This is a genomic window from Cupriavidus taiwanensis (assembly GCF_900249755.1).
Classification (GTDB): domain Bacteria; phylum Pseudomonadota; class Gammaproteobacteria; order Burkholderiales; family Burkholderiaceae; genus Cupriavidus; species Cupriavidus taiwanensis_D.
The window spans coordinates 2,981,648-3,001,482 of sequence record NZ_LT976853.1; the positions used below are offsets into that span (position 1 = coordinate 2,981,648).

Here is a 19,835-nt window from a genome sequence, read left to right on the forward strand (position 1 = left end):
GCGCGGGCCGGCCCGGGGCGGCGGCAGCGGCAAGCCGACCCATTCGCCTTATAATGCTCGCTTTACCCGAATCGATTCCCGCCGTCCCCGTGAAAGTCTTCCGCGGCCTGCCCAACGCCGAAAGCCGGGCGCCCTGCGCGCTCACCATCGGCAATTTCGACGGTGTGCATCGCGGCCACCAGTCGCTGCTCGCGCGTGCGCGCGCGGCGGCGGATGCGCGCGGCCTGCCGCTGTGCGTGATGACCTTCGAGCCGCACCCGCGCGAATTCTTCACGCCGGACAAGGCCCCCACCCGCATCGCGCTGCTGCGCGACAAGCTGGAAAGCCTGCGCCGCAACGGCGTCGACCGCGTGGTGGTGGAACACTTCAACGCCCACTTTGCCGGCCAGTCGCCGCAGGAATTCGTCGAGAACGTGCTCTGGCACGGCCTGCATACCCGCTGGCTGCTGGTCGGCGACGATTTCCGCTTCGGCGCCAAGCGCGCCGGCGACTTCGCCTACCTGCAGGAGGCCGGGCGCCGCTACGGTTTCGATGTCGAGCAGATGGGGTCGGTGTCCGAGGGCGGCATCCGCATCTCCAGCTCGGCGGTGCGCCAGGCGCTGGCCGACGGCGACCTGGAACACGCGCGGCGCCTGCTCGGCCACGGCTACGCCATCAGCGGCCACGTGATCCACGGCCGCAAGCTGGGCCGCGACCTGGGCTTCCCCACGCTGAACCTGCGCATTTCGCACAAGCGGCCCGCGGTCAGCGGCATCTTCGTGGTGCAGGTGCACGGCATCGCCGACCACCCGCTGCCCGGCGTGGCCAGCATCGGCGTGCGCCCCACCATCGAGGACGCCGGCCGGGTGCTGCTGGAAGTGCACCTGTTCGATTTCAATGAAAGCCTGTACGGCAAGCTGGTGCGGGTCGAATTCATGAAGAAGCTGCGCGACGAGGCGCGCTTCGACTCCCTGGACGAACTCACCGCCGCGATCGCCAAGGACAGCGCCGATGCGCGCGCCTTCTTCGGCCTGACGGCGCCAGGCGCCGCGGCGGCGGAAGGCGGCGGCAGCCGCGATTTCGCCACCTCGGCCACCGACCGAATTAGGTAGCGGCCGGCGCCCCGCACCCCGCTGCGCGGGCCCGGTTCGCACGCCGCCTGCCCCAGTCTTCACGCGCGCCCGCCGGCCCAGCGCCGGCCGCGCGCCAACCGAATTGCCCTGAGAATCGAAATGTCTGACGACAAACGCGCCAAGCCCGAGAAGAACAAGTATCCCGTCAACCTGCTCGACACGCCCTTCCCGATGCGTGGCGACCTGCCCAAGCGCGAGCCGCAATGGGTCAAGCAGTGGCAGGACAAGCAGCTCTACAAGAAGATCCGCGCGGCGCGCAAGGGCGCGAAGAAGTTCGTGCTGCACGACGGCCCCCCGTATGCCAACGGCGATATCCATATCGGCCACGCCGTCAACAAGGTGCTCAAGGACATGATCATCAAGGCGCGCGGGCTGACCGGCCTCGACGCCGTCTACGTGCCGGGCTGGGACTGCCACGGCATGCCGATCGAGATCCAGATCGAGAAGAAGTTCGGCAAGGGCCTGCCGGTGCAGGAAGTCCAGGCCAAGGCGCGCGCCTACGCCACCGAGCAGATCCAGCGGCAGAGGGTGGACTTCGAGCGCCTGGGCGTGCTCGGCGACTGGGACCACCCCTACCTGACCATGAACTACAGCAACGAGGCCGACGAACTGCGCGCGCTCGGCAAGATCATGGAGAAGGGCTACGTGTTCCGCGGCCTGAAGCCGGTGAACTGGTGCTTCGACTGCGGCTCGGCGCTGGCCGAGGCCGAAGTCGAATACAAGGACAAGGTCGACCTGTCGATCGACGTGGGCTTCCCGTTTGCCGAGGCCGACAAGCTGGCGCACGCGTTCAAGGTGCCGGTCGGGCAGCTCGATGCCAAGCCGGGCTGGATCGTGATCTGGACCACCACGCCGTGGACCATCCCGAGCAACCAGGCGCTGAACGTGCATCCCGAGGTCGAATACGCGCTGGTCGACACCCCGCGCGGCCACCTGATCCTGGCCACCGAGCGCGTCGAGGAACAACTGAAAATCTACGGCCTGCAGGGCGAAGTCGTCGCCACCACTACCGGTGCGGCGCTGTCGGAAATCCGCTTCCACCATCCGCTGGCCGGGATGGATGCCGGCTATGACCGGCTCTCGCCCATCTACCTGGGCGACTACGTCACCACCGATACCGGCTCGGGCATCGTGCACTCGGCGCCGGCCTATGGCGTGGAAGACTTCCAGTCGTGCAAGGCGCACGGCATGCCGGATTCGGACATCATCAGCCCGGTGATGGGCAACGGCGTCTACGCCGCCACGCTGCCGCTGTTCGGCGGGCTGTCGATCTGGGACGCCAACCCGAAGATCGTCGAGGCGCTGCAGGCCTCGGGCAACCTGTTCAATTCGCACAAGTACACCCACAGCTACATGCACTGCTGGCGCCACAAGACGCCGATCATCTACCGCGCCACCTCGCAGTGGTTCGCGGGCATGGACGTGGATCCGGCCGAGGCGAACGGCAAGCCCGTGCCGACGCTGCGCGAGACCGCGCTGGCGGGCATCGAGGCGACCGAGTTCTATCCGTCGTGGGGCAAGCAGCGCCTGCACAACATGATCGCCCACCGGCCGGACTGGACCCTGTCGCGCCAGCGCCAGTGGGGCGTGCCGATGGCGTTCTTCGTGCACAAGGAAACCGGCGCGCTGCATCCGCGTACGCCCGAACTGCTGGAAGCAATCGCCAAGCGCGTCGAGCAGCAAGGCATCGAAGCCTGGCAGGCGCTGGACCCCGCCGAGCTGCTCGGCGACGAGGCCAGCCAGTATGAGAAGAACCGCGACACGCTCGACGTCTGGTTTGATTCCGGCACCACGCACTGGACCGTGATCCGCGGCTCGCACCGCGACGACCTGTACGAACCGTCCGCCGACGAGGCCGACGGCCGCCTCGCCGACCTGTACCTGGAAGGCTCGGACCAGCACCGCGGCTGGTTCCACTCGTCGCTGCTGACCGCTTCGATGCTGTATGGCAAGCCGCCCTACAAAGCGCTGCTGACGCACGGCTTCACCGTCGACGGCGAAGGCCGCAAGATGTCCAAGTCGATCGGCAATACCGTGTCGCCGCAGGACATCTCGAACAAGATGGGCGCCGAGATCATCCGCCTGTGGGTGGCGTCGACCGACTACTCCGGCGAGCTGTCGATCTCGGACGAGATCCTCAAGCGCGTGGTGGAAGGCTATCGCCGCATCCGCAATACGCTGCGCTTCCTGCTGTCCAACCTGTCTGACTACGACCACGGCAAGCACGCGCTGCCGGCCGCCGAGTGGCTGGAGATCGACCGCTACGCGGTGGCGCTGACCGCGCAGCTGCAGAAGGAAGTGCTGTCGCACTACGAGGCCTATGAATTCCACCCGGTGGTGGCCAAGCTGCAGACCTTCTGCTCCGAGGACCTGGGCGGCTTCTACCTCGACGTGCTGAAGGACCGCCTGTACACCACCGCACCGGATTCCAAGGCGCGCCGCGCCGCGCAGAACGCGCTGTACCACATCACCCAGGCGATGCTGCACTGGATGGCGCCATTCCTGTCGTTCACCGCCGAGGAAGCATGGCAGGTGTTCGCCCACGGCACCGCGCACACCGACACCATCTTCACCAGCACCTATTACGCCGTGCCGGAAGTCGACGACGCCGACGACCTGCTGCAGAAATGGCATACGCTGCGCGAGGTGCGCGCCGAAGTCACGCGGCAGCTCGAGGCAGTGCGCGTGGAAGGCGAGATCGGCTCTTCGCTGCAGGCCGAGCTGACCATCCAGGCCGGCGGCCCGGTGCTGGACGCGCTGCAAAGCCTGGGCGACGACCTGCGCTTCGTGCTGCTGACCTCGGCGGCCAAGGTCACGCCCGCGCCCGAGGCCGGCGACCTGCTGGTGACGGTGACGCCGTCGGCGCATGCCAAGTGCGAGCGCTGCTGGCATTACCGCGCCGACGTCGGCCACAACCCCGACCACCCCACCCTCTGCGGCCGCTGCGACAGCAACCTGTTCGGCGCCGGCGAACACAGGAGCCATGCCTGATGGCATCGACCACGTCCCGTTCGGCGCGCCCGGCGCGCCGCAACAACAAGGCTGCCGGCAGCACCACCCCGCTGCTGTGGATGGCCTTTGCGCTGCTGGTGGTGCTGCTCGACCAGTTCTTCAAGATCGTGATCGTGCGCAGCTTCAGCTACGGCGAGTCGCGCCCGGTCACCGGCTTCTTCAACCTGGTGCTGGTCTACAACAAGGGCGCGGCGTTCAGCTTCCTGGCTGACGCCGGCGGCTGGCAGCGCTGGTTCTTCACCGGCCTGGGCGTGGTGGTGGGCGCCTTCATCGTCTGGCTGCTGTACCGCCATACCGGCCAGCGGCTGTTCTGCTTCGCGGTATCGCTGATCCTGGGCGGCGCGGTCGGCAACGTGATCGACCGCGTGGTCTATGGGCACGTGATCGACTTCCTGGATTTTTACGTGGGCAGGTACCACTGGCCGGCGTTCAATGTGGCCGACTGCGCGATCACGGTTGGGGCGGTGCTGCTGATCGTGGACGAGCTGCGGCGGGTGCGGCGGCACTGAACAGAACGGCCGCAAGAACGACTGCACGAACATACGCATTGTGTTCCCCTCTCCCCTCACGGGGAGAGGGCAGGGTGAGGGGTGGTATAGCAAGGCACCACGCACGTCGAAGCCCCCGCCCTCACCCCGGCCCCTCTCCCGCCATGCGGGAAAGGGGAGCAAACCCGGGGCCGGCATAGCCGGTATCATTTCCCTATCTCCCCCAGCCAGGTTCCCACCATGGATTTGCGCGGCAAGCATATCGTTCTCGGCCTGACCGGCGGCATCGCCTGCTACAAGTCGGCCGAGCTGGTCCGACTGCTGACCAAGGCCGGCGCCACCGTGCAGGTGGCGATGACCGAGGCGGCGACGCACTTCATTACCCCGGTGACGATGCAGGCGCTGTCCGGCCGGCCGGTGTTCCTGTCGCAGTGGGACGCCCGCATCGACAACAACATGGCGCATATCGACCTCTCGCGAGAGGCCGATGCCATCGTCATCGCACCCGCCTCGACCGACTTCCTCGCGCGCCTGGCCAACGGCCTGTGCGACGACCTGCTCAGCACGCTGTGCATCGCGCGCGACTGCCCGCTGCTGGTGGCGCCGGCAATGAACCGCCAGATGTGGGCCGCACCGGCGACCCAGCGCAACGCCGCGCAGCTGCGCGCCGACGGCGTGGTGATCCTGGGCCCCGGCAGCGGCGACCAGGCCTGCGGCGAAGTCGGCGACGGCCGCATGCTGGAGCCCGAAGAGCTGCTCGACGACCTCATCGCCTTCTTCCAGCCCAAGCCGCTGCAAGGCAAGCGCATGCTGATCACCGCCGGGCCCACCTTCGAGGCGATCGACCCGGTGCGCGGCATCACCAACCTGTCGTCCGGCAAGATGGGCTTCTCGATCGCGCGCGCGGCGCGCGAGGCCGGCGCCGAAGTGCTGCTGGTGGCCGGCCCCACCGGCCTGCCCACCCCGCGCGGCGTGATCCGCACCAACGTGCGCAGCGCGCAGCAGATGCATGACGCGGTGATGGCGCAGCTGCACGGCGTGGATGTCTTCGTCGCGGTGGCCGCGGTGGCGGACTGGCGCCCGGCCGAGGTCGCGCAGCAGAAGCTGAAGAAGGCCAGCGATACCGATACGCCGACGCTGCAGTTCGTGCAGAACCCCGACATCCTGGCCGCGGTGGCGGCCCGTGCCGACGCGCCCTACTGCGTCGGCTTTGCCGCCGAAAGCGAGAACCTGGAGCAGTACGGCGAACAGAAGCGCCAGCGCAAGGGCGTGCCGCTGCTGGTCGGCAATATCGGCCACCACACCTTCGGCATGGACGACAACGAGATCGTGCTGTTCGACGCCGCCGGCATGACACGGCTGCCGCGTGCCGACAAGCTGTCGCTGGCACGGCAGCTGGTCGCGGCCATCGGCCAGCGCCTGCCCGGACGCGCGCGCCCCTGATTGTTGCAACGCATTCCCCGAGATTGTTTATGACCCAGCCACTGAACCCGACCGTCGAAATCAAGGTGCTCGATGCGCGCCTGAACCAATGGGGCCTGCCCGCCTACCAGAGCGAAATGGCCGCCGCCATCGACCTGCACGCCTGCGTCGACGCGCCCGTGTCGATCGCGCCCGGCACCGCCGCGCAACTGGTGCCGGCCGGCATCGCCGTGCATATGGGCAACCCGTATATGGCCGCGACCATCGTGCCGCGCTCTGGGCTGGGCCACAAGAAGGGTCTGGTGCTGGGCAATTCGATCGGCGTGATCGACGCCGACTACCAGGGCCAGATCATGGTCAGCGTGTGGAACCGCAACGCGCCGGGCACCGAGCCGATCGTGATCCAGCCGGGCGAGCGCATCGCGCAGATGATGTTCGTGCCGGTGCTGCGGCCGGTGTTTACGACGGTGGACGAGTTCAGTGAGGACAGCGTGCGCGGGGCGGGTGGCTTTGGCTCGACGGGCGTGCATCACGCCAAGGCTGGCGCCTGATTGCGTCCTGAGCCTTCACTGCGCTGCCGGTTTGCTCCCTCTCCCGCTTGCGGGAGAGGGAGCACCCAATCAGTCATACAAGGAGCCGCGGCACATTCTCAGTCCCGCTGCTCAAACAACAACGCCACCCCGCCAGCCGCCTCGGCCGGCACCAGCGTCTCGCGCGGCCCCAGGTCATGTGTCGGCACACCTTCGGCACGCCAGCCAGCCCGCGCAGCGGCGAGGTCATCGGTGCGCAGGCGAATCGCCGCATAGCCCGGCCGGTCGCGCCGGATATGCGCAGTGCCGGTAGCCGACGCCAGCGCCTGCGGCGTGCTGATGACCAGCGTGGCATCGTCCAACGCCAGGCTGCAGACATGCTCGCTCAACTGCGTCATCTCGCCACCCGTCAGTTCGGCATAGGCGTGCGCGGCGGCATCCACCAGCGCCGGTGCCACCACCAGGAACATGGTCGCGATGCTGTGCGCGCCGTTGGCGTGGCGGGTCCACTCGGGCCGCCACAGCAGTTCGGGGGTGCGGTGCTCGCAGACGAAATAGCGCGCGCCCGGCGCGTCGTCGAGCGCGGTCACGCGGAAGGTGGCCGGATGCTCGCTGCCATCGTCCAGGCGCACCGGGCGCGAGAATTCGATCGGGTCCGAGGTATGCCAGCCGGCCGCGCGCAGCCGCGCCGCGGTGGCGAAGGCATCGGCGCTCTTGCACGACATCGCCGCGCAGCCGCCGCCGCGCGCCTGGGCGTCCCAGTAATACTGGCGGCTGGGATTGGGCGCGGTCACGTGCAGCAGCTCCAGGTAGTCCCGCTGCAGCATGATGCAGTGGTTCTGCGAGCCCAGCGTGTGGTAGCCGCGCGGCGTCAGCGTGAAGCCCAGCCGCTGCCAGGCCTGCGCCCCGGCATCGAGGTCGGGGCACACCACCACGGCGTGATCGAACATTTCTGCTTGCGTTGCCATCGGCATCCCCCCGGACGCATGGCGCGCGGCGGCGCCGGACTGGTTCATTCGAACTGGATATTGGCCTTGCGCGCCACCGCCTGCCATTTGTCATGCTCGCGGCGCACCAGCTGGCCCAGCTCGGCCGGGCTGCCGCCGACGATTTCAAAGCCTTGCGCGCCCAGCGCATCGACCACGCGCGGCTGGCGCAGCGACTCGACCAGCGCGCCATGGAGGCGCGCCACCGTCGCCGCCGGCAGGTCGGCCGGACCGAACACGCCGATCCAGGAATACGCCTCGAAGCCCTTGAGGCCCTGCTCGGCCACCGTGGGCACCTGCGGCAACTGGCGCAGGCGGCTGGTGCCGGTCACGCCCAGCAGCTTGATCGTGCGCGCGGCCACGTGCGCCTGCACCGCGGCGTAGCTGCTGAAGAAGATGTCGACCTCGTTGGACAGCACCGCCTGCACGGCCGGGCCGCCGCCCTTGTACGGCACGTGCAGCATATGCACGCCGGCCTCGGTCGCCAGCGCCTCGGCGGCGAGCTGGTTCAGGCTGCCGATGCCCGACGACGCATAGCGCACGCCATCGTGCCTGGCCCTGGCCAGCGCCACCAGTTCGCGCACATTCGACGCCGGCAGCGCCGGGTTGGCGGCAATCACCAACGGAAAACGCACAAGTTGCGAGATCGGCGAGAAATCGCGGAAGGTGTCGTAGGGCAGCTGCTTGTAGGCAAACGGGTTGATCGCATGCGTGTCGAATGCCATCAGCAGCGTATTGCCGTCGGGCCTGGCGCGCGCGACCGTGCTCGACGCGATCAGCCCGCCCGCGCCGGGCTTGTTGTCCACCACCACGGTCTGCCCCAGCGCCGCCTTCAGCCCGGGCTGCAGCTGGCGCGCGACGATATCGACGCTGCCGCCCGGCGGGAACGGCAGCACCAGTGCGATCGGGCGGTTGCTTGCTGCCCCATCGGCGGCGCCCGCGGCGGCGGCATGGAGCATCGTGGCCGGCAGGGCGCCCAGCGGCAGGATCTTGAGCAGCAGGCGGCGGCGCCGCGTGCGTTCGGCAGAGGACATCAGGTATTCAGGCTGGGCTGGCGGGGCATGGCGGCGGCCGGCTGCGGCCGCCGGGACAAAAGAAAAAGGGCGGCCAGTCGGCCGCCCCGCTATTTTGCCCGATGATCGGCCCCGTTGCAGGCAACGCGGCCGATCATCGCTCAGGCTTCTGCGCGCTGTTCTTCGGGCGCCTCGGGCGGTTCGGGCTCGATCTCGGAGAAATCGAGCTTGATCTGGTCCTGCTCGTCCAGATCGACCACCACCTTGCCGCCGGAGACCAGCCTGCCGAACAGCAGCTCGTCGGCCAGCGCCTTGCGGATCATGTCCTGGATCAGGCGCTGCATCGGACGCGCACCCATCAACGGGTCGAAGCCCTTGTGCGCCAGGAACTTGCGCAGCTTCTCGCTGAAGCTGGCTTCCACCTTCTTCTCGTGCAGCTGCTCTTCGAGCTGCATCAGGAACTTGTCGACCACGCGCAGGATGATTTCCTCGTCGAGCGAGCGGAAGCTGATGGTGGCATCCAGCCGGTTGCGGAACTCCGGCGTGAACATGCGCTTGATATCCGCCATCTCGTCGCCCTGCTCGCGCGAGCTGGTGAAGCCGATGGTGGCGCGGTTCATGGTCTCCGCCCCCGCATTGGTGGTCATGATGATGATCACGTTGCGGAAGTCGGCGCGCCGGCCGTTGTTGTCGGTCAGCGAGCCATGGTCCATCACCTGCAGCAGGATATTGAAGATATCTGGATGCGCCTTCTCGATTTCGTCCAGCAGCAGCACGCAGTGCGGCTTCTTGGTGACGGCCTCGGTCAGCAGGCCGCCCTGGTCAAACCCGACGTATCCCGGGGGCGCGCCGATCAGGCGGCTGACCGCATGGCGTTCCATGTATTCCGACATGTCGAAGCGCAGCAGCTCGATGCCCATAATGAAGGCCAGCTGCTTGGCGACCTCGGTCTTGCCCACGCCGGTGGGGCCCGAGAACAGGAACGAGCCGATCGGCTTGTCGGTCTTGCCCAGGCCGGCGCGCGACATCTTGATCGCCGAGGCCAGCGCCTCGATGGCCGGGTCCTGGCCGAACACCACCGACTTCAGGTCGCGTTCCAGCGTCTGCAGCTTGCTGCGGTCGTCCTGGTTCACGCTCTGCGGCGGGATGCGCGCGATGCGCGAGACGATGTCCTCGATCTCGCCCTTGCCGATGGTCTTCTTCTGCTTGGACTTGGGCAGGATGCGCTGCGCCGCGCCGGCTTCATCGATCACGTCGATCGCCTTGTCCGGCAGGTGGCGGTCGGTGATGAAGCGCGCCGACAGCTCGGCCGCCGCAGTCAGCGCCGACGATGCGTACTTGACGCCATGGTGCTCCTCGAAGCGCGACTTCAGGCCACGCAGGATCTGCACGGTCTGGTCGACCGACGGCTCGACCACGTCGATCTTCTGGAAGCGCCGCGACAGCGCCGCGTCCTTCTCGAAGATGCCGCGGTATTCGGTGAAGGTGGTCGCGCCGATGCACTTGAGCTGGCCCGACGACAGTGCCGGCTTGAGCAGGTTGCTGGCATCCAGCGTGCCGCCCGAAGCCGCGCCCGCGCCGATCAGCGTGTGGATCTCGTCGATAAACAGGATCGCGTTCGGATTGTCCTTGAGCGACTTGAGCACGCCCTTCAGGCGCTGCTCGAAGTCACCGCGGTACTTGGTGCCGGCCAGCAGCGCGCCCATGTCGAGCGAGTAGACGGTGGCCTTTTCCAGGATGTCCGGGACTTCGTTCTTGGTGATGCGCCACGCCAGGCCTTCCGCGATAGCGGTCTTGCCGACGCCGGCTTCGCCCACCAGCAGCGGGTTGTTCTTGCGCCGGCGGCACAGCACCTGGACCACGCGCTCGACTTCGCTTTCGCGGCCGATCAGCGGGTCGATCTTGCCGGCCTTGGCCAGCGCGTTCAGGTTCTGCGTATATTGCTCGAGCGGGCTTTCCTTGCCGTCGCCGCCCTCGCCCTCGCCGGCCGCATCGCCGTGCTTGGCCGGCTCGGACTGGTCCTTGCGGATGCCGTGGCTGATGAAATTGACCACGTCCAGGCGCGTCACGCCCTGCTGCTGCAGGTAATAGACCGCGTGCGAATCCTTCTCGCCGAAAATCGCGACCAGCACGTTGGCACCGGTGACTTCCTTCTTGCCGTTGGAAGTGGACTGGACGTGCATGATGGCGCGCTGGATCACGCGCTGGAAACCCAGCGTGGGTTGGGTATCGACCTCGTCGGTACCCGGCACCACCGGCGTGTTATCCGCAATGAAGTTCTTAAGGCTGGTGCGCAGGTCCTCGATATTGGCCGCGCAGGCGCGCAAGACTTCAGCTGCCGTGGGATTGTCGAGCAATGCCAGCAGCAGATGCTCCACGGTAATGAACTCGTGGCGTGCCTGCCTGGCTTCGACAAAAGCCATATGCAGGCTCACTTCCAATTCTTGCGCAATCATGCTTCCTCCATCACGCACTGCAGGGGGTGCCCCGCCTGCCGCGCGTGCGTTGACACCAGCTCGACCTTAGTCGCCGCGATATCCCTGGTGTAGATACCGCAGACGCCCTTTCCTTCCCGGTGCACGGTCAGCATGATCTGCGTCGCCGTTTCCCGGTCCCTGCTGAAATACTGCTGCAGGATCATCACGACAAACTCCATCGGAGTGTAGTCGTCGTTCAGCAGCACCACCTTGAACATGGCAGGCGGTTTCAGCGCCTGCTCTTTCCGCTCCAGGATGGTGCCCGCTTCGCGTTGTGGGACATTCGCAAGCCGTGTAGCCATGGCTTTATTCTAACCCTTACTCGCAACTCTGCAATTTGGGGAAAAGGCGGTGGATTCAAGAGTCCGGCCACCGGTTTTCCGAGGTAAATGGGAGCGGATGGTTCCGCGGTAGGCCTTGCAAGGCACGTCGCCGCACCGGCCGAAAACCCGCGCCGCCGGCCGCCGATTCATCGCAACGGTAACACCGGGCGCCGTCCGGTTCCTGCCACACCCTTCTGGCAGTGGGGAATCCGCCAGCTTGACAGGCTCCGGCTTTGCCAGAAAAATCGGCCGCACACCCACCGAAGGCCGACGAGCCAAAGCAACAGCCAAGGCTGGGTGATCCGTGAGCAGGGAGGCCCACGGCCCGCGGCGGCGAGTCAGCAATCAGACTGGCCGCTTCGCGATAGCACCTCGCCGCGCGTCATCGCCGGCCGCATCGCAGCACGCGGCCAGCCATGGCGCCGCAGTCCGTGCCGTCTGGCTGGCAAGCTTCCCCGCTTGAAAATCTGCTATTTCGTTGGGGGAGTATATGGCAAGCGGTATCGTCAAATGGTTCAATGACGCCAAGGGATTCGGGTTCATCAAGCCGGACGAGGGCGAAGAAGAACTGTTTGCGCACTTTTCGGCTATCCAGATGGCGGGCTTCAAGACGCTGAAGGAAGGCCAGCGCGTCTCGTTCGAAGTGGTCCAGGGCCCCAAGGGCAAGCAGGCCACCAATATCCAGGACGCCAGCTAAAGCGCGCCGCGACCGCATCCCCGGCCACAGAGCCACCGGAGCGGTCAACCAGGATGTGGGGGGATTCCTTCCCCGGGACGGGACCGATGCCAGCGCCCCGCTGTCCGCCAAGGCGGCACGGTGGGCACGGGCTCGCATCAGCGGCACGCACATCCGATGGAAAGCCCGGCCTGGCGCCGGGCTTTCTGATTTTCACGCCGGCCCCCCGGCCAGCCTTGCGGCGCCCGCTTCGGGGCCAGTTCAAGTCCACCCGTCGATTTTCAGGCCGCTGGCCTGTTCGGCCTCCGCCTTGGTGACCTTGCGCACAGTCTGGCCGAAGGTCCAGACATGGCCCTCGGCGTCGCGGGCGGTGTAGGTGCGGTCGCCATAGAACTCGTCCTGCGGCTCGCGCAGGATCACGGCGCCGGCGGCCCGGGCGCGTTCGCAATGCTGGTCGAGCCCGTCGGGCAGGTGCACGTGCAAGGTCTGGGTGTTCTTGCCGCCGACCGAGGCCGGGCTGGCGGTAAAGTCGGTCCACTCGCTGCCCACCATCAGGTAGCTGTCGCCGAAGCGCATTTCGGAATGCACCAGCTGTCCTTGCTGGTCGCGGATCACCATGACGCGCTCGAATCCGAACGCCCGCTCCAGCCAGTCCAGTGCCGCCAGTGGATCCTTGTAGAAGAGGGCCGCGCCGAAGGCGGTGCGGCGGAAGGGATCGTCCATGCCAGTCTCCCCGGGCCAGATGCCCGTCAGTCCTGACGTTCTAGGCAACGTCGCGGCGGCGGGCAAGAAAAAACCCCGGTACGGGGTATCCGCTACCGGGGTTCTGGTGACAGCTCACCCGCCGCAGCGGGAGTCTGTGCTTACATATTGTCGATCATCACCTGCCCGAAGCCCGAGCACGAGACCTGGGTCGCGCCTTCCAGCAGGCGGGCGAAATCGTAGGTGACCTTTTTGGACAGGATCGACTTCTCCATCGACGCGATGATCAGGTCGGCGGCCTCGGTCCAGCCCATGTGGCGCAGCATCATTTCGGCCGACAGGATTTCCGAGCCCGGGTTGACGTAGTCCTTGCCGGCGTACTTCGGCGCGGTGCCGTGGGTGGCTTCGAACATCGCCACCGAGTCCGACATGTTGGCGCCCGGCGCAATGCCGATGCCGCCCACCTGCGCCGCCAGCGCGTCCGAGACGTAGTCGCCGTTCAGGTTCAGCGTGGCGATCACCGAGTATTCGGCCGGCCGCAGCAGGATCTGCTGCAGGAAGGCGTCGGCGATGGCATCCTTGACCACGATGTCCTTGCCGGTCTTCGGGTTCTTGAACTTGCACCACGGGCCGCCGTCGACCAGCTCGGCGCCGAATTCCTTCTGTGCCAGCTCATAGCCCCAGTCGCGGAAGCCGCCTTCGGTGAACTTCATGATGTTGCCCTTGTGCACCAGCGTCACCGACGGCTTGTCGTTGTCGATCGCGTACTGGATCGCCTTGCGCACCAGCCGCTCGGTGCCCTCACGCGACACCGGCTTGACGCCGATGCCCGAGGTGGCCGGGAAGCGGATCTTCTTCACGCCCATCTCGTTCTGCAGGAAGGCGATCAGCTTCTTGGCCTGGTCGCTCTCGGCCGCCCATTCGATGCCGGCGTAGATGTCTTCCGAGTTCTCGCGGAAGATCACCATATCGGTCTTTTCCGGCTCACGCACCGGCGAAGGCACGCCCTTGAAGTAGCGTACCGGGCGCAGGCACACATAGAGGTCCAGCTGCTGGCGCAGCGCCACGTTGAGCGAGCGGATGCCGCCGCCGACCGGCGTGGTCAGCGGGCCCTTGATCGACACCACGTACTCCTTCAGCACGTCCAGGGTCTCGTCCGGCAGCCACACGTCCGGGCCGTAGACCTTGGTCGATTTCTCGCCGGCGTAGATCTCCATCCAGGCGATCTTGCGCTTGCCGCCGTAGGCCTTGGCCACGGCCGCATCGACCACCTTGATCATCACCGGGGTGATATCGAGGCCCGTACCGTCGCCTTCGATATAAGGAATGATCGGATTGTCCGGGACATTCAGCGAGAAATCCTGGTTGACCGTGATCTTTTCGCCTGCCGGAACCTTGATGTGTTGGTACATGACGTCTCCAGTACGGAACGGTTGTGACTGCCGCCGGTTCGTGGCCGCGCGGCGAGATTCGGGGAGATGGCGCTGTGCATTGTAGCGGGCCTGGGCGCCCGCCCATACTGCCCTGCATCATGACGGCGCCATGCCTGAGCGGCTTCAGTCTTATATAAGACACAAGACTAATTTTATATTATGCAGCAATTTTTCATCATCCGCCAATCGGGCCGGACCCCGACCCGGCGCCGCGGCCGGCCCGCCCGCGCGCCGCTGCGGCATACTTGCGCCCCATGACCCTGATTGCCCTGAACAAGCCGTTTGGCACCATGAGCCAGTTCTCGGAACACCCGACGCGCCCGACGCTGGCGTCTTGCGTGTCCATGCCCGGCGTCTATCCGGCCGGGCGGCTCGACGCCGACAGCGAGGGCTTGCTGCTGCTGACCGACGATGGCGCACTGCAGGCACGCATCGCCGACCCGCGCCACAAGCTCGAAAAGACCTACCTGGCACAAGTTGAGGGAATTCCCGATGCAGAGGCCCTGGCCCGCTTGCGCGCCGGGGTCGACCTGGGCGATTTCGTGACCCGGCCGGCGGCGGTACGTGCCATCGACGCCCCGGACTGGCTATGGCCGCGCCACCCGCCGGTGCGCTTCCGCGCCGCGATCCCGACGGCATGGCTGGAACTGAAAATCCGCGAGGGCAGGAACCGCCAGGTGCGGCGCATGACAGCGGCGGTCGGGTTTCCCACGCTGCGGCTGATCCGGGTGGCGATCGGCGCGATCGACCTGCGCGCGCTGGGCCTGGCACCCGGGCAGAGCTGCGAGGTACCGCTCGCCGATGCGGGTCTTGCGCTGGCGACGCCGGCCGCACGCGCCAACCCGTCGCCGCGTGCTCATGTCTCCAGGACCAGACAGGCGAACGACGCCAAGCGGCGCTTACGTTACAAAAGCTAACAAATAGACCGTCAACGCTGGCGACAGTGGCCTCGTTCTTGTCGGGGACACGTCTACCCACGCGTCACAACTGTCCCGACTGTTCTTATCCTTCGAGGTAATACGCCATGAAAAAACTGATCGCTGCACTGGTTGTCGGCCTGTTCGCCACCGGCGCCTTCGCCCAGGCCGCGGCGCCTGCCGCTGCCGATCCCGCGGCAACCGCGGCACCCGCGGCCACCAAGGAAGCCCCGAAGACCGCCAAGAAGAAGGCTACCCACAAGAAGCACAGCAAGAAGAAGGAAACCGCTGCCGCCGCCGCGCCGGCCGCGTAATAGGCGCTGATGCCGCTGCGGCACGGTGTGCCGGCAGTGAAAGCGAGGCAGGCCGCCACCCCGGCGCCTGCCTTTTTTGTTGCGCGCCGCCGCGGATGCAGGTGCGTTATGCTTGCGGCTGCCCGACGCCGTGCCCTCCCCGGACTGACCATCATGCCCCTGTTGTCGAAGACCCTGACCTCGCGCTGCTGCTTCGTGCTCGCCGCACTGGCGGGCGGTGTTGCCAACGCACAAGGCGCGCTGCCGGTGGCGCCGCTGACCGCGGGCATGTATGCGATCCAGGCCGAAGTCGCCGCCACGCCCGCCGCGCGCGAGCAAGGGCTGATGTACCGGAAGTCGATGGCGCCCAATGCGGGCATGCTGTTCGTGTTCGAGCAGAAGGCGGGCCACTGCTTCTGGATGCGCAATACCGAGCTGCCGCTGTCGATCGCATTCCTCGCCGACGACGGCACCATCGTCAATATCGAAGACATGGCCCCGCGCACCGAAAACAACCATTGCCCGAAGGCGGCGGTCCGCTATGCGCTGGAAATGAACCAGGGGTGGTTCGCGCAGAAGGGCATCAAGGCCGGCGCGAAGATCGGAGGGTTGCCGCAGCCGCGCTGACGGCGGCTGCGGGCGCGATTCAGTCGCAGACTCAGTCGCGGAAGTTGTTGAAGTCCAGCGGTGCCTCGGACACATCCTTGCGCAGCATGGCGATCACGTTCTGCAGGTCGTCGCGCTTGGTGCCTGACACGCGCACCGCGTCGCCCTGGATGCTGGCCTGTACCTTGAGCTTGCTGTCCTTGATCATGCGCACGATCTTTTTGGAAAGGTCGCCGGTCACGCCCTTCTTGATGGTGATCACCTGCTTGACCTTGTCGCCGCTGATCTTGTCGGTCTTGCCGTAATCGAGGAAGCGCACGTCGACGTTGCGCTTGGCCATCTTGCTGATCAGCACGTCCTTGACCTGGTCCAGCTTGAAATCATCGTCGGCAAAGGCGGTCAGTTCGTTTTCCTTGTGCTCGACCCGGGCGTCGGAGCCCTTGAAATCGAAGCGCGTCGAGATTTCCTTGTTGGCCTGCTCGACGGCGTTCTTCACCTCGACCATATTCGCTTCGCACACTACGTCAAACGACGGCATTGCATTCTCCTTGTGATCCGTATGCCCGGAAGCCGGCCGCGCACGGCGGCTTCCGTATAATCCAGCCAACCTCGCAGTTCCGGGTTGCCTGCGCACCAGCGGCGGCCGCGTCACCTTTCCCTTGCATGGCAGATTTCCACGAATTCTATCCCCTGCGTCGCCACAATACATTCGGATTCGATGCGCGCGCGCGCTTTGCGGTGCATGTGCGCAGCGAGGCCGACCTGACCGCGGCCCTGGCCGACCCGCGCGCCCAAGGGCTGCCGCTGGTGGTGCTGGGTGGCGGCAGCAACGTCGTGCTGACCGGCGATCTCGACGCGCTGGTGCTGCTGATGGAAATTCCGGGCTACCAGGCCGAAGCCACCACTGACGGCGGCGATGCCTGGCTGGTCACCGTGGGTGCCGGCGAGAACTGGAACGCGCTGGTCAACCGCACCATCGCCGACGGCATGCCGGGGCTGGAAAACCTGGCGCTGATCCCGGGCACCGCCGGCGCGGCCCCGATCCAGAACATCGGTGCCTACGGGGTGGAACTGCGCGAGCGCTTCGCCGGCGTGCGCGCCTATGACCGCCAGGCCGGCACCTTCGTCTGGCTGGACCTGCAGGCGTGCGAGTTCGGCTATCGCGACAGCCTGTTCAAGCGCGCCGGCGCCGGGCGCTACATCATTACCGCGGTAACGCTGCGCCTGCCCAGGGCATGGCAGCCGGTGCTGGCCTACGGCGAACTGGCGCGGGAGCTGGACGGGCAGGCCACGCCCACTGCCGCAACCATCCGCGACGCCGTGGTCGCGATCCGCTCGCGCAAGCTGCCCGATCCCGCGCAGCTGGGCAATGCCGGCAGCTTCTTCAAGAACCCGCTGGTCAGCGCCGCGCAGCGCGACGTCTTGCTGCAGGCGCATCCGGACCTGGTCAGCTATGCGCAGCCGGACGGCAGCTACAAGCTGGCGGCCGGCTGGCTGATCGACCGCTGCGGCTTCAAGGGCGTGAGCGACGGCCCGGTGGGCGTCTATGGCAAGCAGGCGCTGGTGCTGGTGCACCACGGCGGCGGCACCGGCGCGATGCTGCTGGCGCTTGCCAACCGCATCGCCGATACCGTGCAGGCCCGCTACGGCGTGCGCATCGAACCGGAACCGGTAGTGCTGTAAAACCGGCGGGTCAGCACTGGCCCGCCACGCCTGTCACGCGAAGTGGCAGACGTAGTCCAGCGTTTCCTGCACCTCGATATCGAAGCTGCTGTTGCCCGGCACGCTGAACTGCTGGCCGGCGCCGTACGTTTGCCAGTCTTCCGAACCGGCCAGGCGCACGCGGCAGCTGCCGGCGTTGATTTCCATGATCTCGGGCGCCCCCGTGTTGAACGTCAGCGACGCCGGGAAAATCACGCCGAGCGTCTTGCGGGTGCCGTCCGGGAACAGCACGGTGTGGCTCACGCATTTGCCGTCGAAATACAGGTTGGCTTTCTTGACGACCGATACGTTGTCGAACTGGCTCACTTCCATCTCCTTGGGTTTCTTGCGAAAGACGTAAAAAGAGGGGCCAGAACGGCCCCTCCCCTGTTCACTCCGGGCGCGCTCAGTAGCGGCCGCAGAGCAGGTATTCCATCAGCGCCTTCTGCACGTGCAGGCGGTTTTCCGCCTCGTCCCAGACCACGCTTTTGGGGCCGTCGATCACGGCGGCTTCGACTTCCTCGCCGCGGTGCGCCGGCAGGCAGTGCATGAACAGCGCGTCGGGCTCGGCGCGGTCCATCATCGCGGTGGTGACCATCCAGTCCTTGAAGGCGCGCTTGCGCACGTCGTTCTCGGCCTCGAAGCCCATGCTGGTCCAGACGTCGGTGGTGACCAGGCTGGCGCCCTGGCAGGCCGCGAGCGGGTCGTCGAAGACCTTGACCAGGCTGGCGGCGGTCGCCGGCACCATGGCCGGATCGAGCTGGTAGCCGGGGGGCGCCGAGAAATGGAAGGTGAAGCCCAGCCGCTCGGCGGCCTGGATCCAGGTGTACGCCATATTGTTGGCATCGCCGATCCACGCCACCGTCTTGCCGCGGATGCTGCCGCGCTGCTCGATATAGGTGAAGACGTCGGCCAGCACCTGGCACGGGTGGTATTCGTTGGTCAGGCCATTGATCACCGGCACGCGCGAATGCGCGGCGAAGCGGTCGATGATGTCCTGGCCGAAGGTGCGGATCATGATGATGTCGACCATGCGCGAGATCACCTGCGCCGCATCCTCGATCGGCTCGCCGCGGCCCAGCTGCGAGTCGCGCGTGTTCAGGAACACCGCGTGGCCGCCCAGCTGGTGGATGCCGGCTTCGAACGACAGGCGCGTACGCGTGGAATTCTTCTCGAAGATCATGGCCAGCGTGCGGTCATGCAGCGGATGCCAGGTCTCGTAGTTCTTGAACTTGGCCTTCAGGATCCGCGCGCGGTCCAGCAGGTACTCGTACTCGTCGGGAGTGAAGTCGCTGAACTGGAGGTAATGCTTGATCGGGGTTGAGCTCATAAAACAAAGAAGGCGGCTCGGTGGGGACGCGCCGTCACGAACTGTTGCCTCGAACTGTTCATGACCCAAGCGCGCCGCGGAGCCGCCTTTCGCGTCGCATACGCAATTTAACTGCAAGGATCATAAGGGATTATTTCTGCTTTGGCGAGCCCGGATCAACCCGGCCACGGCCCGCCGCAGTGTTGCGCTGACAGCTTCCTGACAGGATATCGCCCTTATGCGCAACTCTTATATAAGATATAATACTGGCTGATTCACGCGGGGCCCGGCATACCCATGCCAGTGCCCGCCGCCGGCATCAAAAGTGCCCCTGCAGGACACCGACGCCCCGCCTTCCGGCTGGAACCAGCGCGAACCAATCGCGTCCCGGCCGCGTCAAACGGGCGCCCCCGTCCAGCGGGCTTACCGTCGAGTCATCCGCCTCACCCGCAGTGTCCAGCCTCATGAACCCCAACGTTCGCGAATACTTTATCCAAGGCATTACCAAGGAAGGCAAGACCTTCCGCCCGAGCGACTGGGCTGAACGACTGTGCGGCGTAATGGCACAGTTCCGCCCCGAAGGCGACAGCGGCGATCCGCGCCTGACCTACTCGCCCTACGTGCGGCCGATCTTTGCCGGCAACGTCAAATGCGTGGTGGTGGATGTGCGCCTGCGCGACATCGAACCCAAGGCGCTGGACTTCGTGCTGAACTTCGCCCGCGACAACAACCTGCAGCTGGTGGAAGCCTGCTCGCTCGAATAATCCCGGCGATAAGCCCGGCGGCGCGGCGCCGGAAAGCAAAAAGCTCGTCATCCGACGAGCTTTTTTATTGG

The 19,835-nt window shown here is 66.4% G+C and carries 20 protein-coding genes; 11 read left to right on the forward strand and 9 right to left on the reverse strand.

Annotated features, from left to right (window positions below; translation table 11 throughout):
- Positions 1 to 89: 89 nt before the first annotated feature.
- The 5 genes from CBM2594_RS13620 (at position 90) to dut (ending at position 6,585) form a co-directional block, all read left to right on the forward strand.
- Positions 90 to 1,091, forward strand: coding sequence for a bifunctional riboflavin kinase/FAD synthetase (locus CBM2594_RS13620; protein WP_116357288.1), 1,002 nt, complete (start codon positions 90 to 92; stop codon positions 1,089 to 1,091).
- 120 nt (positions 1,092 to 1,211) lie between these two features.
- Positions 1,212 to 4,103 (forward strand): isoleucine--tRNA ligase, encoded by a 2,892-nt coding sequence (ileS, locus tag CBM2594_RS13625; protein WP_116357289.1) that lies wholly within the window; start codon positions 1,212 to 1,214, stop codon positions 4,101 to 4,103.
- Positions 4,103 to 4,633 (forward strand): signal peptidase II, encoded by a 531-nt coding sequence (gene lspA / locus CBM2594_RS13630; RefSeq protein ID WP_116357290.1) that lies wholly within the window; start codon positions 4,103 to 4,105, stop codon positions 4,631 to 4,633. Before ileS ends, lspA begins: the two co-directional genes overlap by 1 nt.
- 219 nt (positions 4,634 to 4,852) lie before the next feature.
- A complete protein-coding gene (gene coaBC / locus CBM2594_RS13635) occupies positions 4,853 to 6,055 on the forward strand; it encodes a bifunctional phosphopantothenoylcysteine decarboxylase/phosphopantothenate--cysteine ligase CoaBC (protein WP_116357291.1) in 1,203 nt (400 codons plus the stop codon).
- A gap of 29 nt (positions 6,056 to 6,084) precedes the next feature.
- Complete coding sequence (dut, locus tag CBM2594_RS13640) at positions 6,085 to 6,585, forward strand: dUTP diphosphatase (RefSeq protein ID WP_116357292.1); 501 nt, start codon at positions 6,085 to 6,087, stop codon at positions 6,583 to 6,585.
- 98 nt (positions 6,586 to 6,683) lie between these two features.
- Here the strand turns inward: dut and CBM2594_RS13645 are convergent, their stop codons facing one another.
- The 4 genes from CBM2594_RS13645 to clpS form a co-directional block, all read right to left on the reverse strand.
- Positions 6,684 to 7,532 carry a VOC family protein gene (locus tag CBM2594_RS13645; protein WP_116357787.1) on the reverse strand — a complete coding sequence of 283 codons (849 nt, stop codon included), beginning with the start codon at positions 7,530 to 7,532 and terminating at the stop codon, positions 6,684 to 6,686.
- A gap of 44 nt (positions 7,533 to 7,576) precedes the next feature.
- On the reverse strand, positions 7,577 to 8,584 hold the full coding sequence (locus tag CBM2594_RS13650) for a tripartite tricarboxylate transporter substrate binding protein (RefSeq protein WP_116357293.1): 1,008 nt from the start codon (positions 8,582 to 8,584) through the stop codon (positions 7,577 to 7,579).
- A gap of 140 nt (positions 8,585 to 8,724) precedes the next feature.
- Positions 8,725 to 11,019: an ATP-dependent Clp protease ATP-binding subunit ClpA gene (gene clpA, locus CBM2594_RS13655; protein WP_012353756.1), complete on the reverse strand. Its 2,295-nt coding sequence runs from the start codon at positions 11,017 to 11,019 to the stop codon at positions 8,725 to 8,727.
- Positions 11,016 to 11,342: an ATP-dependent Clp protease adapter ClpS gene (clpS, locus tag CBM2594_RS13660; protein WP_010814998.1), complete on the reverse strand. Its 327-nt coding sequence runs from the start codon at positions 11,340 to 11,342 to the stop codon at positions 11,016 to 11,018. Before clpS ends, clpA begins: the two co-directional genes overlap by 4 nt.
- Before the next feature lie 511 nt (positions 11,343 to 11,853).
- Between clpS and CBM2594_RS13665 the strand changes: the two genes are divergently transcribed.
- On the forward strand, positions 11,854 to 12,060 hold the full coding sequence (locus CBM2594_RS13665; protein ID WP_012353757.1) for a cold-shock protein: 207 nt from the start codon (positions 11,854 to 11,856) through the stop codon (positions 12,058 to 12,060).
- A 240-nt stretch (positions 12,061 to 12,300) separates the two neighbouring features.
- On the opposite strand, the gene CBM2594_RS13670 is transcribed toward CBM2594_RS13665, so the two are convergent.
- Positions 12,301 to 12,762, reverse strand: coding sequence for a VOC family protein (locus CBM2594_RS13670; RefSeq protein WP_116357294.1), 462 nt, complete (start codon positions 12,760 to 12,762; stop codon positions 12,301 to 12,303).
- Between the two features lie 140 nt (positions 12,763 to 12,902).
- Entirely contained in the window at positions 12,903 to 14,153 is a 1,251-nt protein-coding gene (icd, locus tag CBM2594_RS13675; RefSeq protein ID WP_112774326.1) for an NADP-dependent isocitrate dehydrogenase, read from the reverse strand.
- A gap of 275 nt (positions 14,154 to 14,428) precedes the next feature.
- Here icd and CBM2594_RS13680 point away from each other — a divergent pair, with 275 nt between their 5' ends.
- From CBM2594_RS13680 to CBM2594_RS13690, 3 genes are all read left to right on the forward strand, one after another.
- Complete coding sequence (locus tag CBM2594_RS13680) at positions 14,429 to 15,091, forward strand: pseudouridine synthase (RefSeq protein WP_116357295.1); 663 nt, start codon at positions 14,429 to 14,431, stop codon at positions 15,089 to 15,091.
- A 107-nt stretch (positions 15,092 to 15,198) separates the two neighbouring features.
- Positions 15,199 to 15,405, forward strand: coding sequence for a hypothetical protein (locus tag CBM2594_RS13685; protein WP_116357296.1), 207 nt, complete (start codon positions 15,199 to 15,201; stop codon positions 15,403 to 15,405).
- Between the two features lie 153 nt (positions 15,406 to 15,558).
- Positions 15,559 to 16,011: a DUF192 domain-containing protein gene (locus tag CBM2594_RS13690; RefSeq protein WP_116357297.1), complete on the forward strand. Its 453-nt coding sequence runs from the start codon at positions 15,559 to 15,561 to the stop codon at positions 16,009 to 16,011.
- A 31-nt stretch (positions 16,012 to 16,042) separates the two neighbouring features.
- Here CBM2594_RS13690 and CBM2594_RS13695 read toward each other — a convergent pair whose 3' ends face one another.
- Entirely contained in the window at positions 16,043 to 16,528 is a 486-nt protein-coding gene (locus tag CBM2594_RS13695) for a YajQ family cyclic di-GMP-binding protein (protein WP_116357298.1), read from the reverse strand.
- Between the two features lie 125 nt (positions 16,529 to 16,653).
- Between CBM2594_RS13695 and murB the strand changes: the two genes are divergently transcribed.
- On the forward strand, positions 16,654 to 17,673 hold the full coding sequence (murB, locus tag CBM2594_RS13700; protein ID WP_116357299.1) for a UDP-N-acetylmuramate dehydrogenase: 1,020 nt from the start codon (positions 16,654 to 16,656) through the stop codon (positions 17,671 to 17,673).
- 33 nt (positions 17,674 to 17,706) lie between these two features.
- On the opposite strand, the gene ppnP is transcribed toward murB, so the two are convergent.
- Positions 17,707 to 18,018 (reverse strand): pyrimidine/purine nucleoside phosphorylase, encoded by a 312-nt coding sequence (ppnP, locus tag CBM2594_RS13705; RefSeq protein WP_062801641.1) that lies wholly within the window; start codon positions 18,016 to 18,018, stop codon positions 17,707 to 17,709.
- A 79-nt stretch (positions 18,019 to 18,097) separates the two neighbouring features.
- Positions 18,098 to 19,021, reverse strand: coding sequence for an ornithine carbamoyltransferase (gene argF, locus CBM2594_RS13710; RefSeq protein WP_116357300.1), 924 nt, complete (start codon positions 19,019 to 19,021; stop codon positions 18,098 to 18,100).
- Between the two features lie 443 nt (positions 19,022 to 19,464).
- Between argF and CBM2594_RS13715 the strand changes: the two genes are divergently transcribed.
- Complete coding sequence (locus tag CBM2594_RS13715) at positions 19,465 to 19,764, forward strand: DUF3579 domain-containing protein (protein ID WP_012353767.1); 300 nt, start codon at positions 19,465 to 19,467, stop codon at positions 19,762 to 19,764.
- Positions 19,765 to 19,835: the final 71 nt, after the last annotated feature.